The organism is Aquirufa beregesia, assembly GCF_011090385.1.
Classification (GTDB): Bacteria; Bacteroidota; Bacteroidia; order Cytophagales; family Spirosomataceae; genus Aquirufa; species Aquirufa beregesia.
Genome location: NZ_SEWW01000004.1, coordinates 165,207 through 185,084 on the forward strand (window position 1 = coordinate 165,207; position 19,878 = coordinate 185,084).

Annotated in this window: 1 protein-coding gene; it reads right to left on the bottom strand. The window is 42.9% G+C overall.

Going from position 1 to position 19,878, the window contains the following annotated elements; translation table 11 throughout:
• Window positions 1–84: 84 nt before the first annotated feature.
• Window positions 85–19,503, bottom strand: a complete 19,419-nt coding sequence (locus EWU23_RS08110) for an invasin domain 3-containing protein (RefSeq protein ID WP_166230624.1) — start codon at window positions 19,501–19,503, stop codon at window positions 85–87.
• Between the last annotated feature and the right edge of the window lie 375 nt (window positions 19,504–19,878).

Genomic DNA, 19,878 nt, shown 5'->3' on the forward strand with positions numbered 1-19,878 from the left:
AAAAAAGAATGGTAATACAATTTTTGTTTGAGCAAAAAAAATGAGGACTTAATGCCCTCGTTTTTTAATTAATCTAGGAGTATGTTACCTATCCAGTGCGGTGCGACTGATGAATACGTAAGATGAGATATTTGGTTTTACTCCAAAGAAATCAACCACATAATAATAAACACCATCTGGTAATTTTTTATCAATTGTTAACACATTGTTAGTGGAACTTTCTCCACCCCAATCATTTTTATAGTTATCTGTTTCAAATATTAAATCTCCCCAACGGTTATAGATGCTTAATCTATTACGGAAGTTTAGGATGCCAGGAATCACTAATTTATCATTAAATCCGTCATTATTTGGCGATATTCCTTGAGGTACAAAAGTATCACAAGTATCAGGGTCCAAGCGGTTTGGAATGCCGTCTTTATCGCAATCTGGCATAGCTCCATAATTCAAATCATCTTCTAATAAATCCGGGATACCATCATTATCATCATCTGGATCTACATAATCATATATACCATCTTTATCTGTATCCAATGGCGTATTTAAGTTAGATCCAGCTCCAATGCTATCTGGTGTGCCGTCGTTATCACTATCTATATCACGGAAATCGGGAATTCCATCTCTGTCAGTATCCACAGGATTATTGGAATCTTTGCCTACTTCAATTTTATCAGGAATACCATCATTGTCGCTATCTGCATCTCGGTAATCTGGTAAGCCATCCTTGTCAGAATCTATGGGTCTATTCGGATCTGAACCCGCTTCTATTTTATCTAATAAGCCATCGTTATCAGAATCGGTGTCTCTGTAATCAAAGAATCCATCTTTATCCGTATCTAAAGGAGTGGCAGGGTTAGGACCAACTTCCACTTTATCTGGTATCGTGTCATTATCTGAATCATTGTCTATATAATCTGGTATACCGTCTTTGTCAAAATCAGAGGGGATTAATGCATCTGGACCGACTTCAAAGTTATCAAGGATGGTGTCATTATCTGAATCTGCATCTCGGTAGTTTGGTAAGCCATCGCCATCGCTATCTACGGGCTTTTTAGGGTCAGAACCTACCTCTAAACGGTCAAGGATACTGTCATTATCAGAGTCTGTATCGATATAATCAGCTTTACCATCTTTATCTGTATCCATAGGATTGTTTACATCTGGTCCTACTTCAACCTTATCTGGTAAACCATCTCCGTCAGAATCTGGATCTCTAAAGTCATAATTTCCGTCTTGATCTGAATCTAAAGCATTGCTAGGACTAGAGCCAACTTCTACTTTATCTGGTATAGTATCATTATCTGAATCTAAATCACGATAGTCTTCTATGCCGTCATTGTCACTATCCAATGGTTTGAATCCTGCGGCGCCGCCTTCAATTTGGTCTGAAATACTGTCACCATCTGAATCTAGATCTAAGTAATCAGCTATACCATCTTTATCGGAATCCACCGGATTTTTGGGATTATTTCCAGCTTCATAGATATCCAGTATACCGTCACCATCAGAATCGGTATCACGGTAATCGGCTAAGCCATCTTTATCGGAATCCACAGGTGTACCTGGATTGGCCCCTGCTTCAAGGGAATCCGGTATGCCATCTCCATCCGAGTCGAGATCTTCAAAATCTTTAATTCCATCTTTATCGGTATCTACTGGATTTTCGCAAACCACACTTTCTACTTTATCCGGAATTCCATCTCCATCAGAATCGGAATCTCTGAAATTAGGGATTTCATCACTATCTGAGTCGCCACCCAATTCAATTCGATCTGGAATACAGTCATTGTCAGAATCCAAATCAAAGAAGTCTGGAGAGCCGTCTTTATCGGTATCAATCAAGGCTTTGTATTGCCCGCGATCATCCCATCCGTCATCATTATCATCATTTCTATTATCACAGGTCGCACATTTATTTTTGCCTTCCCATGCATCTGGAATACCATCGCCATCTGAATCAAGATCCAAGTAATTGGGAATTCCGTCGCCATCGTTATCACGGTCGCGTTCATCAGTATCACCCAACCAGTCTCCATCAGAGTCTTTATCACGGTAATTGGGTTTACCATCTTTATCACTATCACTGGTTGATTCTACTTGATCATTAATGGCATCTCCGTCAGAATCAAGATCTAAATAATCTGGTGTCCCGTCTTTGTCAGTATCGGGTACTGGAGCAGGATTGGATTCTAAGAAGTCAACTAAACCGTTTCCATTAACATCTGGTGCAGCCCCATTGATATCCACACGTCCGTCGTAATTGGTATCAATTACCCCACGTGTACTATTCGTAGCTTCCCATGCATCGAGGATACCGTCACCATCTGAATCGGTATCTAAATAATTGGGAATACCATCTGAATCGGTATCGCTGGTTTTTTCCATGGCATCTAAAATTCCGTCATTATCAGAATCTAGATCAAGGTAATTGGCATCTCCATCTCCATCGCTATCAATATTCTTTTCAATGATGTCCCAAATTCCATCATTATCAGAATCTGGATCTTGAGAGTTTGGAATTCCATCACTATCAAAGTCTTGGCAAACGGTTCCTCCAGTATATCCTCCATAACATTCCATGTCGTTGGTAATACCATCACCGTCACAATCACCTAAGAAGTAACGTTGGTAACCTAATGAACCTTTGACAGGAATATAACCTGGTATACCACCGATACAAGAGTTCAGCGGAGCAGCATCTGTTCCGTTGGTCGTGCCATCACCGTCGCAGTCAGCAGATTTCCAAGTAAGGCTTGTTTTAGAGAAATCTTGACTAGCCACCAAATAGGAACAAGGGTCATTTTTATCTGTACCATCCGTTGTTTCTTTTTCGTCAGAAACGCCATCGCCGTCCACATCATCTGCTACTACCACGATATTTTCTGCTTGAACACCTGAACCTGTACTTGGTGTAAAGGAGAATCCTCCATTACCAGAACCACCTTGGTATTTAACTCCCAATAAAGAAAAGTCAGCAACTCCATTGACAAAGTCAGTAGGGCTGGTCAATTTAATAGTACCTGATAAACCTGTTACTACACCAGTCAAATTGTTCACCACAATGGTGATATTATTTTGAGAGGCATCAAAGTTTTTCACGACGTTGCCATATTGATCAAGCGCTTTTAATGAACCCACTAAAGGTTGTCCAACGACCTGTTGAGGAGCCAAAGTAACTTCTAATTTCGCGAAGCTAGAACTCACGACTTCCACTTGCAATTCCCCTTCTTTTGGCGTGTTAACGACTCCGTCTGTTGCTGAAATGATAGCTGTTTCCGCTTTGTATAATATGATCACCGCACTAGCGAGACCATTGGTAAAGGTTAAATTAACGGTACTTCCAAATTCAGCTAAGGTGCTAACCGTGGCATTGAGGCTGATGATATTCGAGCCGGGGTTTTGAATTACTGTATTTCCAGCTGCTGTGGCATTGATATTAATGGTAGTAGACGTTGTCGTCTGATTTGTCTTTTTCACCGTTTGGTTCAATGTCCCTGTTCCGCCACCGATTGAAGTTGGTGTATTATTAGGTGCACCAGCACTTGGTTTATAGATTTCAGAGGCCGCTGTAGCTCCTGTAAAAGTGATTGGTTTGGAGCCTACATAAGATAACACCACATTATCATATTGATCTAGGGCTCTGATAGTAACAGTTTGGGTCGTTCCAGCTTCTTGTCTAGTTAAGCCTGAAATAAAGTACCTGTATAATGGGCCTGGACTCACCGTGAAAGCATTGCTATCACCTACTTTTCCATTGACATTGGAACCTACTCCTGTACCTGTTGCACGCAAAACTATGCCTGTTTCTGCTTTATTATACAAAATTCCAGTAATGGTTACCGAATTTGTCCCTGCAAGAATAATACCAGTATAAGTGCCCGAAATAGTACCTGTACCTGTTTTAACACTCAACGTAATGGTACTGTTAGCCGTAGCTAAAACAGTATTATCATTTTCATCTGTTAAGGTAGCCGTTATCGTTTGACTAGTACCTGCCACATAGTTACTTAGTGGACTTAACTTGATTTTTGATCCTATACCTGCACTGACAGAGAATGCATTTGAATGACCAATTTTTCCATGGGTATTTCCAGCACTTGAAGCTGTAGCTTTTAATTCTACGCCTGACTCTACTTTATCGTAGGTAATGCCAGAAATAGTGACACTAGAACTACCACTAAGTAGTGATCCTGTCAGTGTTCCACCCAAAGTACCTGTACCAGTTTTTATACCGACCGTTACCGTGGTGTTTACATCGGCATTCACAAGATTGTCATTAGCATCTACTAAAGTTGCAGTTAATGAGAATGCATTTAAAGCAATCTTATCTGTAATGGTAGAGATGATAAATCTATTGGCGCCTCCTGCATTGACATTGAATGCATTAGAATCTCCAGATTTACCACTGACATTTCCAGAACCAGAACCTGTTGCTGTTATCACAACTCCTGATTCTAATTTGGTATAGCTTACTCCCGAAATGGTTACAGCACTAGATCCCGCATTGATGGTTCCTGTTAATGTTCCACTTAGAGCGCCTGTACCTGTTTTCAAAGTCAAACTTACCGTTCCATTGGCGGTGGCATTCACTGGATTACCATTCGTATCAGTTAGTGTGATGGTGATAGGGAATGCTGTTCCTGCTGATTGACTAGCAATAGTACTAACAATCAATTTAGAAGCAGCTCCTGCCTCAGAACTAAATCCAGCAGAAGTACCTGTTAAGTTATTATTATCTGTCGCCGTAATGGTCGTTGATGTACCTGAAACCGTATGCGTGGTATAGGTGACCGTAGCTGTACCATTAGCATCTGTGGTACTTGTTGCCGATGAGAAGGAACCATTGGCATTGCTCTTCGACCAAGTAATTGTTTTACCGGAAGTTGCGACAGGATTATTATTGGCATCTACCAATTGAGCAGTAATGGTCACAGTACCTCCTGCCGTAGGAGATGTATTGCTGCTAGTAACGATGTATTTTGCACCTGCACCCGCAACAACACTGAATGAATTAGAATCTCCCATTTTACCAGAGACATTACCTGAGCCAGAACCAGTAGCTGTTAGGGCTACACCAGTTTCTGCTTTGGTATAAGTCACTCCGGAAATCGTTACTGCACTAGAACCAGCATTAATGGTTCCTGTAAGCGTTCCGGCTAAGGTACCGATTCCTGATTTTAAGGTTAAAGTAACTGTTCCATTGGTAGAAGCATTGACAGGATTTCCATTAGCATCTGTTAAAGTAACTGTAACGGCAAAAGCCGATCCAGCTGTTTGACCTGCAATGTTGGATACCACTAATTTAGTAGCGCCTCCAGAACCAGCAGTGATAGTTGCTGTGGTGCCTGTTAAATTGTTATTATCTGTTGCTGTAATAGTAGTAGTTGTTCCTGCAACGGAATGTGAAGTGAAAGTTACCGTTGCTGTACCACTTGCGTCCGTCGTGCTAGTTGCAGATGAAAATGAACCATTTACATCACTTTTCGACCAAGTAATTGTTTTAGCTGAAGTGCTTACTGAGTTATTGTAAGCATCGACTAATTGTGCCGTAATGGTTACAGTTGCTCCGGCAGCAGGTGAGGTAGAACTGCTAGTTACTATGTATTTAGAAGCTGTTCCAGGAACCACACTAAATGTGTTAGAATCTCCTGTTTTGCCTGAAACGTTTCCTGTACCCGAACCTGTGGTAGTTAATGAAATACCCGTTTCTGCTTTGGTATAGCTTATACCTGAAATAGTTACTGCGCTAGAACCACTTGTGATAGTTCCAGTTAAAGTGCCACCTAAAGTACCTGTACCTGTTTTTAAGGTTAGTGTAATTGTTCCATTAGTTGTAGCATTCACAGGATTATCATTGGCATCAGTTAAAGTAACTGTTACAGCAAATCCAGTACCAGCCGTTTGTTGAGCGATGTTAGTTACCACCAATTTGGTAGCAGTACCAGCGGTATACGTGATGGTAGATTGAGTTTGAGAACCAGTACCACTTTTCACGGCAGCAGCCCCTAAGGTAGCCACAAAGACACCTGAACCAGCAGATGTTGGAGAGGTGACAGTAGCGGTATATGTACCATTACCATTATCCGTGACAGAGCCAATGGATCCTGTACCAGAAGATTTGGTGATGGTTACCGTAGCGCCACCAGCAGTTAAGTTATTTCCATTGGCATCTTTGGCAGTAAGGGTTAACACCTGAGTGCTAGAACCATTAGCAGTAATGCTAGCCGAAGTAGGTGTTAAAGTAGAAGCGGTAGCATCTGCTGCACCAGCTACTACATTGAAAGCATTAGAGTCCCCTGTTTTACCATTGACATTACCAGCAACAGATCCAGTAGCGGTTAAGACCACCCCCGTTTCTGCTTTGGTATAAGTTACGCCCGAGATGGTTACTGCACTAGAACCAGAAGTAAGAGTTCCAATAAGAGTTCCAGCTAACGTACCCGTCCCCGTTTTACGAGAAAGAGTAACAGTTCCATCGGCAGTCGCATTGACCACGTTACCATTATTATCTGTTAAAGTCACCGTAACAGCAAAGGCTGTTCCTGCAGTTTGACCTGCAATGTTGGATACTACTAATTTGGTAGCGCCTCCAGAACCAGCAGTGATAGTTGCCGTGGTACCTGTTAAATTGTTATTATCTGTTGCTGTGATTGTCGTTGAAGTTCCAGCAACCGTATGAGTAGTAAATGTGACAGTGGCTGTACCACTACCATCCGTAGTGCTAGTCGCGGATGAGAATGAACCATTGGCATCGCTCTTCGACCAAGTTATGGTTTTACCCAAAGTGCTTACCGGGTTATTATTAGCATCTAATAATTGTGCCGTAATAGTCACGGTTCCACCAGCCGCAGGAGAAGTGGAACTACTTGTTACTATGTATTTAGTAGCTGCCCCAGCCACCACGGTAAATGCATTAGAATCCCCTGTTTTGCCATTGACATTACCAGCCACAGAACCTGTAGCCGTTAATACTACCCCCGTTTCAGCTTTGGTATAGGTTACACCTGAAATAGTTACTGCGCTAGAACCACTTGTGATAGTTCCAGTTAAAGTGCCACCTAAAGTACCTGTACCTGTTTTACGGGTTAAAGTTACGGAGCCATCAGCTGTTGCATTCACCGGATTACCATTGGCATCAATTAAAGTAATCGTTACTGTAAATCCAGTACCAGCCGTTTGTTGCGCGATAGTAGAAACGACTAATTTAGTTGCAGAACCAACAATAGAGCTAAATCCAGCTGAAGTACCAGTTAAACTAGTATTATCGGTTGCTGTAATGGTAGTTGATGTACCTGAAACTGTGTGTGTAGTAAATGTTACTGTTGTAGTACCATTAGCGTCGGTTGTACTAGTTGCTGATGAGAATGATCCGTTGGCATCACTTTTCGACCAAGTAATGGTTTTACCTGAAGTAGTGACAGGATTATTATTTGCATCTACTAATTGTGCCGTAATAGTTACTGTAGTTCCTGCAATTGGAGAAGTGTTACTACTTGTTACAATGTATTTAGCAGCAGCACCAGCCACCACAGAGAATGCATTGGAATCACCTGTTTTACCATTGACATTACCAGCCACAGAACCTGTAGCCGTTAAGACTACACCCGTTTCTGCTTTGGTATAAGTTACTCCAGAGATGGTTACTGCGCTAGAACCACTTGTGATAGTTCCAGTTAAAGTACCACCTAAAGTACCTGTACCTGTTTTACGGGTTAAAGTAACAGTAGCATCCGCGGTTGCATTGACCACGTTACCATTATTATCTGTTAAAGTCACCGTAACAGCAAAGGCTGTTCCTGCAGTTTGACCTGCAATATTGGATACGACTAATTTAGAAGCGCCACTTGCATCTGATGTAATATTTGGAGTAGTACCTGTTAAGTTATTATTGTCCGTTGCCGTAATAGTTGTAACCGTATTGGCAACCGTATGTGCTGTAAATGTTACCGTTGCAATACCACTTCCATTTGTAGTGCTAGTTGCGGAAGAGAATGAACCATTGAGATTGCTCTTAGTCCAAGTGATTGTTTGGCTTGGAGTGCTTACCGGGTTATTATTAGCATCTACTAATTGTGCGGTAATGGTTACTGTTCCACCAACAACCGGAGAATAATTACTACTGGTTACAATGTATTTTGTAGCAGCCCCTACCACGGTAGTAATCGTTCCCGAAGTGCCTGAAATAGCCGAAGTAGTCGCTGTTACAGTTGTAGCAGTAGCAACCACAGTATGTGTAGTAAATACAACTGTAGCAATCCCACTAGCATTGGTGGTTGAAGTAGCAGAAGCAAAACTACCATTGGCGTTGGACTTAGTCCAAGTAACGGTTTGTCCCGAAGTAGCAACTGGATTGTCATTGGCATCGGCTAACTGAGCCGAAATGGTTACGGTAGCACCCGCCACCGGAGAAGAAGACGAAGAAGTAACGATGTACTTACTAGCAGTACCCGCGACCGTGGTGATGGAAGCAGAAGTACCAGAAATAGCCGAAGTAGTAGCTGTCACGGTTGTAGCAGTACCTGAAACGGTATGCGAAGTGAAAACCACCGTAGCAATCCCACTAGCATTGGTTGTTGAAGTAGCAGAAGCAAAACTACCGTTAGCATCAGACTTAGTCCAAGTAACGGTTTGTCCCGAAGTAGCAACTGGATTGTCATTGGCATCGGCTAACTGAGCCGAGATGGTTACAGTTCCACCAGCAGCTGGAGAAGAAGATGAAGAAGTAACGATGTACTTACTCGCAGCTCCTGGAATATAGGTGATGGTCGATTGAGTTTGAGAACCTGTTCCACTTTTTACCTGGGCTCCCCCTAAAGTAGCCACAAATACCCCTGTTCCTGTTGAGGTAGGTGAGGTGACCGTTGCGGTATAAATTCCACTTCCTGCATGAGTTACACTTCCTATGGAACCAGTACCTGACGATTTGGTAATGGTTACCACATCACCACCAGTTCCTCGGTTATTTCCATAAGCATCTTTGGCCGTTACAGATAATACTTGAGTCGAAGTTCCATTGGCAGTAATATTAGCTACCGTAGGAGTTAATGTAGAAGCTGCAGCATCCACTGCACCCACCGTAACAGCGATATCATCAGTAGCATCAGTGATTCCAGCACCAGCATCAGCTGGAGTAGCGTCGGATAATGTTATCGTATAAGTTGCAGCCGTAGTTTTCTCAAACCAGAAATTAACAGTCGATGATCCATCTGCGAAATTGATACTTGTAATAACATTTCCTCCACTTGCAGCATCATAGAACACACCACTTCCTGTTGAAGTTAGATATGTTGTTAGAGATCCTGTTGTGTATGGCAATAAAGCTGCATCCAATCGAGTGCCAATATAGGCAGCTCTAGTTCCTGCAGCGATATCGGCTGGACTATTTAAGGTAAAGCTGGTGGCTCCTGTAGACTCTCCAATATAAAAATCAGAGAAGGAGTTAAAGTTTTGACCTTTCACGGTCTTAGTAGTTCCATCAGCACGCACATGTCCACTAGGAGCTTTCCATCCCGCTGAGTTTTTGCGGACAATCATGTTAGATAGACTTGCCGATCCTGCAATATCTCCTGCGGGGAAACCCAAAGTAATATTATACGTTGTAAAGCCATTGGAAGTTGTTCCACTTCCATCGCTTACTTGCCATTTTCTTTTCACATATTTGTCTCCACGAATACCTGATCCATTTACTTCTGTATTATCTGGTAGTGCATTGGTGGATGATTCAATCGTTAAGTCAGTGGAAGCGGCACTTCTACCAATAAAATCTAAAGTTACTGGAGTATAGGCTGTGGCATCACCTATAGGAAAGGCAACAGTAGGGTCCGTTTGCTTCGGAATAACTCTTGAAATAGAACCTTCTACATAGCGGGTATCGGAAGCACCTGTAATACTGGCATCGCTAGGAAGAATAATCTTTTTATTATTACCCATGACCACATGGCCAGCTACTAAGTTTAAGGTATTATTGATGTTTAAATCAGAAGGTATTGTCAAAGAGGTTCCACCAGTAACATTGACTTTCAGTTCTTTCAAACTTTGTCCACCAGAAGCAAAATCCAGAGTAGGGCTTCCACTTGTTGTATTGACATGTAAGGTAGAAAGTGTTGTTCCTTTTAATTTACCCCCACTTGATCCATTAACTGTTTCATTTAATGTTAAGGTATTGTTGTCTCCAATGGAGAAAGAACCACTTTTCAAATAAAAGTCTTTCGCAATGCTGACATTTCCATGCATGGTTTGACCCGAAAACGAGTTGTCCCATTCGAAATGTAAAAATGCTTGATCAAATCCACCAGAAAGGGAAGTTGAACTTAGACCAGTAATTTTGGTTAATGCTCCGGCAGCTTGGGTAGTCCATAATGCTTTTGGAATAGATCCTCCATCTTTTGCATGCCAATAAGTTCCACCGTGGAAATTGGGTAAGAAGCTGCTACCAGATTCGTTAGTATTAGTAAAAGTTCCTCCTGAGTTTTTGAATGTACCGTGGGTATGGACATTATATCCCCCATCAATACCCGAGTGGTGATTTAACGTAAGAGTACCACCAGTAGTTAGGTCAAAAGTACCATCGATAATCATGCTGTATAAAGAAACCGATTGACTTAATGTAGTCGTGATTCCTGTTGGAATCTTAACTATATCATATGGATTATAGGTATATTTAATTCCAACAGTGTCTGCGAATGAGGTACCACCGTCATTGGATATGGCCCAAGTAACCGCATTCCAATTTCCCGTTGTTTTTGGAGAATATATTTTCCCCTCTACAATGGTAAACGCTGCACTTGTGCCGGTGGTTAAGCTAGGACCGCCTACCGTATATTTAGTTGCTTTAATGGTAGCATTGGTGTTGACAGTATAAGGGTTGGTGGTTTTATCAATGGTAGAAACTTTGTATCGAACATAGCTAATATCCGTGAAATAGGAACTAGTTGGAATTGTAACTTGAATAGGATTTGATTGAACGACGTTAGAGGCATTTGTTCTTTCAATTCCATCAGAAGTCCTATCCGTAGCACCTAAAAACAAACTTAATTCAACTCCGATGTCAGACGGAGCAGGAGAGAAGTTGCCATAGGCGTCCACTAAATTCACTCGGGCTATGTTATTATTAATTCCTAATATACCTGGTGCAAGCGTAATTCCTGTAACTGTAATGGTTGTAGGGGTATTAGGTGATATAAGGAAAGTAGAGGAAATAGCTTCTGTCAATGATCCGCTAGTTGCTTTTAACTTATAGGAAGAAGCACTTGATTTGTTGATAGAAATACCCGCAAATGTGGCTTCCCCAGCTACTGCCGATTGTGTCAAGGTTCCTGAAAGTGTACCTGATGCAGGGTTGGTGTCAATAGACAAGGTAATGTTATCCGTTGCTGTGGTTGGATTACCAGCTGCATCTAAGATTTGAACTTTGATAGAAGGACTAATGCTACTTCCTGCAGTAGCATTACTAGGCTGTACACTAAAGGCCAATTTTGCTGCACCTGAAGTCGTAATATTAAATGGATTTGAAGTGGCCCCTGTTAAACCAGCACTACTTACTGCCAACGTATAACCCGTAGCAGCATTATTGATGGATAAGTCGCTAAAAGTAGCTACTCCATTCACTGCGGCTACCGTTTTTGTCCCAGATAATGTCCCCGATCCAGCATTCGTTCCAAAGTCGATGGTTACATTGGCTGTTGAGCTGGTTAAATTACCATGGGTATCTTCAATTCTAACATTTACGGCTGGACTGATAGTCGCCAACGCTCCTGCATTACTTGGTTGAACTTGAAAGCTTAGTTTGGCTGCAGGACCTACGGTATAAGTTATCACACTATGTTGCATGGAGCCAGTACCGTTTTGCACGTGAACACCTCCAATGGTTGCTATGAATTCTCCTGTACCAACTGTTGTTGGGGAGGTTACAGTTGCTGTATAGGTACCATTTCCAACATCAGTAACCGAACCAATAGATCCAGTACCAGAAGATTTAGTAATAGTCACAGTAGCCCCACCAGCACCCACATTGTTGCCATTGGCATCTTTAGCAGTGACAGTTAACACTTGAGTAGAAGACCCATTCGCTGTAATACTTGCCGATGTAGGAGTTAAAGTAGAAGCGGTAGCATCCGCTGCCCCTGGCACTGTCGTAATAGTACTTGTCGTTCCAGAAATGGCCGAAGTAGTAGCTGTCACAGTTGTAGCAGTAGCAACCACAGTATGTGTAGTAAATACAACTGTAGCAATCCCACTAGCATTGGTGGTTGAAGTAGCAGTTGCAAAACTACCGTTAGCGTTGGACTTAGTCCAAGTAACGGTTTGTCCCGAAGTAGCAACTGGATTGTCATTGGCATCGGCTAGCTGAGCCGAGATGGTTACAGTAGCACCCGCCACAGGAGAAGAAGATGAAGAAGTAACGATGTACTTACTAGCAGCACCAGCCACGGTGGTGATAGTTCCTGATGTTCCAGAAATAGCCGAAGTAGTAGCTGTCACAGTTGTAGCAGTAGCAACCACAGTATGTGTAGTAAATACAACGGTAGCAATCCCACTAGCATTGGTTGTTGAAGTAGCAGAAGCAAAACTACCATTGGCGTTGGACTTAGTCCAAGTAACGGTTTGTCCCGAAGTAGCAACTGGATTGTCATTGGCATCGGCTAACTGAGCCGAAATGGTTACGGTAGCACCCGCCACCGGAGAAGAAGACGAAGAAGTAACGATGTACTTACTCGCAGTACCCGCGACCGTGGTGATGGTAGCAGAAGTGCCTGAAATAGCCGAAGTAGTAGCTGTCACAGTTGTAGCAGTAGCAACCACAGTATGGGTAGTAAATACCACTGTAGCAATCCCACTAGCATTAGTGGTTGAAGTAGCAGAAGCAAAACTACCGTTAGCATTGGACTTAGTCCAAGTCACGGTTTGACCAGAAGTACTCACTGGGTTATTGTTAGCATCGGCTAATTGAGCCGAGATGGTTACAGTTCCACCAGCAGCTGGAGAAGAAGATGAAGAAGTAACGATGTACTTACTCGCCGCTCCAGCCGTATAAGTAATGGTAGATTGAGTTTGAGAACCTGTACCACTTCTCACTTCTGCTCCACCTAAAGTGGCAACAAACACCCCAGAACCAACGGCAGTAGGTGAAGTTACAGTAGCTGTATAGGTACCATTTCCAACATCAGTAACCGAACCAATAGATCCAGTACCAGAAGATTTAGTAATAGTCACAGTAGCCCCACCAGCACCCACATTGTTGCCATTGGCATCTTTAGCAGTGACAGTTAACACCTGAGTAGAAGACCCATTCGCTGTAATACTTGCCGATGTAGGAGTTAAAGTAGAAGCGGTAGCATCCGCTGCCCCTGGCACTGTCGTAATAGTACTTGTCGTTCCAGAAATAGCCGAAGTAGTAGCTGTCACAGTCGTAGCAGTACCTGAAACGGTATGCGAAGTGAAAACCACCGTAGCAATCCCACTAGCATTGGTTGTTGAAGTAGCAGAAGCAAAACTACCATTGGCGTTGGACTTAGTCCAAGTAACGGTTTGTCCCGAAGTAGCAACTGGATTGTCATTGGCATCGGCTAACTGAGCCGAAATGATTACGGTAGCACCCGCCACAGGAGAAGAAGACGAAGAAGTAACGATGTACTTACTAGCAGCCCCAGCCACGGTGGTGATAGTTCCTGATGTTCCTGAAATAGCCGAAGTAGTAGCTGTTACAGTTGTAGCAGTAGCAACCACAGTATGTGTAGTAAATACAACTGTAGCAATCCCACTAGCATTGGTGGTTGAAGTAGCAGAAGCAAAACTACCATTGGCATCAGACTTAGTCCAAGTCACGGTTTGTCCCGAAGTAGCAACTGGATTGTCATTGGCATCGGCTAACTGAGCCGAGATGGTTACAGTTCCACCAGCAGCTGGAGAAGAAGATGAAGAAGTAACGATGTACTTACTCGCAGCTCCTGGAATATAGGTAATGGTCGATTGAGTTTGAGAACCTGTACCACTTCTCACTTCTGCTCCACCTAAAGTGGCAACAAACACCCCAGAACCAACGGCAGTAGGTGAAGTTACAGTAGCTGTATAGGTACCATTTCCAACATCAGTAACCGAACCAATAGATCCAGTACCAGAAGATTTAGTAATAGTCACAGTAGCCCCACCAGCACCCACATTGTTGCCATTGGCATCTTTAGCAGTGACAGTTAACACCTGAGTAGAAGACCCATTCGCTGTAATACTTGCCGATGTAGGAGTTAAAGTAGAAGCGGTAGCATCCGCTGCCCCTACCACGGTGGTGATAGTTCCTGATGTTCCTGAAATAGCCGAAGTAGTAGCTGTCACAGTTGTAGCAGTACCTGAAACAGTATGTGTAGTGAAAACCACTGTAGCAATCCCACTAGCATTGGTGGTTGAAGTAGCAGTTGCAAAACTACCATTGGCATCAGACTTAGTCCAAGTGACGGTTTGACCAGAAGTACTCACTGGGTTATTGTTAGCATCGGCTAATTGAGCCGAGATGGTTACGGTAGCACCCGCCACAGGAGAAGAAGATGAAGAAGTAACGATGTACTTACTAGCAGCCCCAGCCACGGTGGTGATAGTTCCTGATGTTCCTGAAATAGCCGAAGTAGTAGCTGTTACAGTTGTAGCAGTAGCAACCACAGTATGGGTAGTAAATACAACCGTAGCAATCCCACTAGCATTGGTGGTTGAAGTAGCAGAAGCAAAACTACCATTGGCGTTGGACTTAGTCCAAGTAACGGTTTGTCCCGAAGTAGCAACTGGATTGTCATTGGCATCGGCTAATTGAGCCGAGATGGTTACAGTTCCACCAGCAGCTGGAGAAGAAGATGAAGAAGTAACGATGTACTTACTCGCAGTACCCGCGACCGTGGTGATGGTAGCAGAAGTACCAGAAATAGCCGAAGTAGTAGCTGTCACAGTTGTAGCAGTACCTGAAACGGTATGCGAAGTAAATACCACCGTAGCAATCCCACTAGCATTGGTGGTTGAAGTAGCAGAAGCAAAACTACCGTTAGCGTTGGACTTAGTCCAAGTAACGGTTTGTCCCGAAGTAGCAACTGGATTGTCATTGGCATCGGCTAACTGAGCCGAGATAGTCACTGTAGCACCCGCCACAGGAGAAGAAGATGAAGAAGTAACAAGGTACTTACTAGCAGTACCCGCGACCGTGGTGATGGAAGCAGAAGTACCTGAAATAGCCGAAGTAGTAGCTGTCACAGTTGTAGCAGTAGCAACCACAGTATGTGTAGTAAATACAACTGTAGCAATCCCACTAGCATTGGTGGTTGAAGTAGCAGTAGCAAAACTACCATTGGCATTGGACTTAGTCCAAGTAACGGTTTGTCCCGAAGTAGCAACTGGATTGTCATTAGCATCGGCTAATTGAGCAGAGATGGTTACAGTTCCACCCGCCACCGGAGAAGAAGATGAAGAAGTAACGATGTACTTACTAGCAGCCCCAGCCACGGTGGTGATAGTTCCTGATGTTCCTGAAATAGCCGAAGTAGTAGCTGTCACAGTTGTAGCAGTAGCAACCACAGTATGTGTAGTAAATACAACGGTAGCAATCCCACTAGCATTGGTGGTTGAAGTAGCAGTAGCAAAACTACCGTTAGCGTTGGACTTAGTCCAAGTAACGGTTTGTCCCGAAGTAGCAACTGGATTGTCATTGGCATCGGCTAACTGAGCCGAAATGATTACGGTAGCACCCGCCACCGGAGAATAATTACTACTGGTTACAATGTATTTTGTAGCAGCCCCTACCACGGTAGTAATCGTTCCCGAAGTACCAGAAATAGCCGAAGTAGTAGCTGTCACAGTTGTAGCAGTAGCAACCACAGTATGTGTAGTAAATACAACCGTAGCAATCCCACTAGCATTGGTGGTTGAAGTAGCAGTAGCAAAACTACCATTGGCGTTGGACTTAGTCCAAGTAACGGTTTGTCCCGAAGTAGCAACTAGATTGTCATTAGCATCGGCTAATTGAGCAGAGATGGTTACGGTAGCACCCGCCACCGGAGAAGAAGACGAAGAAGTAACGATGTACTTACTAGCAGTACCCGCGACCGTGGTGATGGAAGCAGAAGTACCAGAAATAGCCGAAGTAGTAGCTGTCACAGTTGTAGCAGTAGCAACCACAGTATGGGTAGTAAATACCACAGTAGCAATCCCACTTCCATTGGTGGTTGAAGTAGCAGAAGCAAAGCTACCGTTGGCGTTGGACTTAGTCCAAGTAACGGTTTGACCCGAAGTAGCAACTGGATTGTCATTGGCATCGGCTAACTGAGCCGAGATGGTTACGGTAGCACCAGCCACAGGAGAAGAAGATGAAGAAGTAACGATGTACTTACTAGCAGTACCCACGACCGTGGTGATGGAAGCAGAAGTGCCTGAAATAGCCGAAGTAGTAGCTGTCACAGTTGTAGCAGTACCTGAAACAGTATGTGTGGTGAAAACAACCGTAGCAATCCCACTAGCATTGGTTGTTGAAGTAGCAGTAGCAAAACTACCATTGGCATCAGACTTAGTCCAAGTCACAGTTTGACCAGAAGTACTCACAGGGTTATTGTTAGCATCGGCTAATTGAGCAGAAATGGTTACTGTAGCACCCGCCACCGGAGAAGAAGATGAAGAAGTAACAATATATTTGGTAGCAGCACCTGGAGTATAGGTGATGGTCGATTGAGTTTGAGAACCTGTTCCACTTTTTACCTGGGCTCCCCCTAAAGTAGCCACAAATACACCAGAACCTGTTGCAGTAGGAGATGTAACTGTGGCAGTATAAGTACCATTTCCTACGTCAGTAACAGAACCAATGGTACCAGTACCCGATGATTTAGTGATAGTGACAGTAGCCCCACCAGATCCTATGTTATTACCACTACCATCTTTAGCTGTAAGGGTTAATACTTGGGTAGTAGAACCATCAGCAACGATGCTAGCTGAAGTAGGAGTTAATGTAGAAGCGGTGGCATCTGCGGCACTTGTGGCTGTAGTAATAGTCCCTGAAGTACCTGTGATACTAGAAGTAGTAGCAGTCACTGTTGTGGCTGTACCTGCAACGGTATGTGTGGTGAATACGATGGTAGCAATACCGCTAGCATTGGTTGTTGAAGTAGCAGTCGCAAAACTACCATTGGCATCAGACTTAGTCCAAGTAACGGTTTGTCCTGCAGTACTAACCGGGTTATTATTCGCATCAGCCAGTTGAGCTGAAATGGTTACAGTGCTACCTGCCACAGGGGAACTAGATGATGAAGTAACAAGGTATTTTGTAGCAGCACCTGCAGTAACTACTGTACTTGAACCAGTATTAGCAGTTAAGGTCGCAGCTTGGTCAGTTGCTGTAACCGTTTGATTACCAGCTGTTTTAAAAGTTAGGGCAAATTGCCTTGTTCCACTGGCTAATGCAGCGCTACTTGGTAGGGTAGCCAGTGCATCCGAAGAAGTAATCACGGCTGTTGGAGTTGCCGAGGATACTATGTTCCAATAGGCATCCACGGCATTAACAGTAAAATTAAATGAGGATCCTGCCGTTTGAGCTGTAGGTGTACCTGTTTTACCTGTAGCAGTTCCTGGAGCAGCTGTTTCGCCAGGCATCAATACTTGTAATTTGTTAACAGTACCAGCTGTAACTAATGTTGTTGCCCCAGTATTTGCAGTTAATGTAGTAGCCTGGTCTGTAGCTGTGACAGTTTGATTTCCTGCCGTACGGAAAGATACGGTGAATGTTCCAGTACCAGCCGCTAAAGCGGCACTGGCTGGATGTGTATCATTGGCATCACTGGTGGTGATGACTACAGTGGGTGTAGATGTATTAACTTTATTCCACCATGCATCCACGGCATTGACAGTTACTGTGGTATTGGAACCAGCGACTTGGTCAGTTGGGATACCCGTTTTACCTGTGGCAGATCCTGGGTCTGCGGTTTCGCCAGGCATCAATACTTGCAGTTTGGTCACAGGGCCCACCACATAAGCTACGGAAGCGGAACCCGTTAAAATGGATTCAAATCCAGAGGCAACAACGGTGGCTCGGTAATAAATTGTCTGGGGGGCAATTTTACTACTTACCGTAAAGGTGGCTATACCACTTGCATTCGTTGTAGCGCTTGTTGGACTAATGGTTGATTTGGTAGTTGAACTAGTTAAACCTGCATCTGAAAATTGATCTAAAGTAACTGTAGCTCCTGATAATGCAGTACCCGCTGCATTTTTTGCGGTGACAGTTAACGTAGTGGTAGTTCCATTGGCCACTATACCAGTGGTACTTGCAGGTGTTAAAGTAGAGGTAGCGGTGGAGGGGCCGCTGGATGTTTGGTAACTATCCAAATCAGTCCCCACTGGGCTATTATTCATGTTGTATTGTGTATTGGCACTGATAATCGGAGTACCATATATACGAACAAGATAACCCACTAAGTTATTGGCATCTGTAATGAAAAGAACAATGATACCCGATGAGCCATTACCCGTGGACTTGTCTATAAACCCAGGAATAGTTGTTTTGGTCGCCCCAACAAAGTAAGAGAATGATCCTAATATTTTTGAGTTACCTCCTATTGTCCCACTAAATGTAGCTGAAGAGGTAGGATTCGTTTCAAAGCGCATGGTTGTTGCACTTAATGCACTTGCTCCAGTGGTCGGTTTACCTTGGGCATTGACAGTGGACAGGTATGCTTCTGCAAGAGTAACGGCTGCTTCTTCTACTGCAAATATTTTGCCTTGAACAGAAATTTTGTTATAATCTTCTCTGTTTTGCATAGCCGCTAATTCTATAGGCTCTACATCTACCTTCATTTCTTTAACTACAAAAAGTGCACCTTCATCACCAGGTGTATCTTGGTCACCATTTAAATAGTAATCAATCGCGTGGCCATATTCCTGTAATAATAATCCTACAATTTGACGATCATGAGCTTTAGGGTATATGAAAGAAGCTTTACCTTCTAAGTATTCTTTATTGATGAAGATGATGGGTGAACCTGCAGGTCCACGACTCGCAAATGCGGCCATGGCACTATTTAACTCAGACCAACTTAATAGTTGAACGGGAACTTGAAAGCCTTTGTTTAAAACGGCATTTCGTAAACTTTGAACTTTTGCATCAAAATCGGAATCAATGGATTTACGTTTACCTGGGAAATATGAAAAAAGTAAATCCCTGTAATTATTTTTTTGAAAGAAATTGGTTAATAATTGATTGACTGATTTATGAGCTTCTGCAACTCTTTTTTCTGTAAAGTTTAAATCTTTTGCTGCTTCTCTATCAAAAAATAAAACTTCGTCTGTGGTGGAAGTTTGACCTTGACCAAAAGAACAGGAAGTCGACGTTTTATTAACAGGTAGGGAAGAATAGGAAATAGCCCTTGCTTTTCCGAGGCCCTTAGTTTCCGTAGTTGAAACCAATAACATCGAAAGCACTACCAGTATAGATAGAAAAGTAGGGAATTGTTTCAACGTTTTGAAATAAGTAGAGTGAAGTACTTTCATATAATTTTTTGAGAACACAGGTATTCTAATCAAATTTTAATAGAGAATTTGCCCAGAGGATTAGTCCCTGAATAAATTAGCAGAAGCCGGAAACATGCGTGAATTAGTATGATTTCCCTTGCCAGATATGGTCGGTACATCACAAAGACTTTGCAGCCAAGTAGAAGAATTTTTCATATATAATTTAGGAACAGGATATTATATGTCAAAGACTTTTCAAATTGTCTTTGAGATTATAATTCACGCAAATCTAATAATTCCATTTTTGTTGTAGAAATAATCTGAATCGACATTTGTACTCAATTTAAAATTTTGAACAAATGAATTCCGTTAGAAGCTCCTTGGGCGTATTTTCAAAAATGGCCGGAAAAAGGC

Bases quoted from the DNA above. Each gene is read 5' to 3' on its own strand.
- EWU23_RS08110 (WP_166230624.1), bottom strand. From the start codon at position 19,503: ATGAAAGTACTTCACTCTACTTATTTCAAAACGTTGAAACAATTCCCT.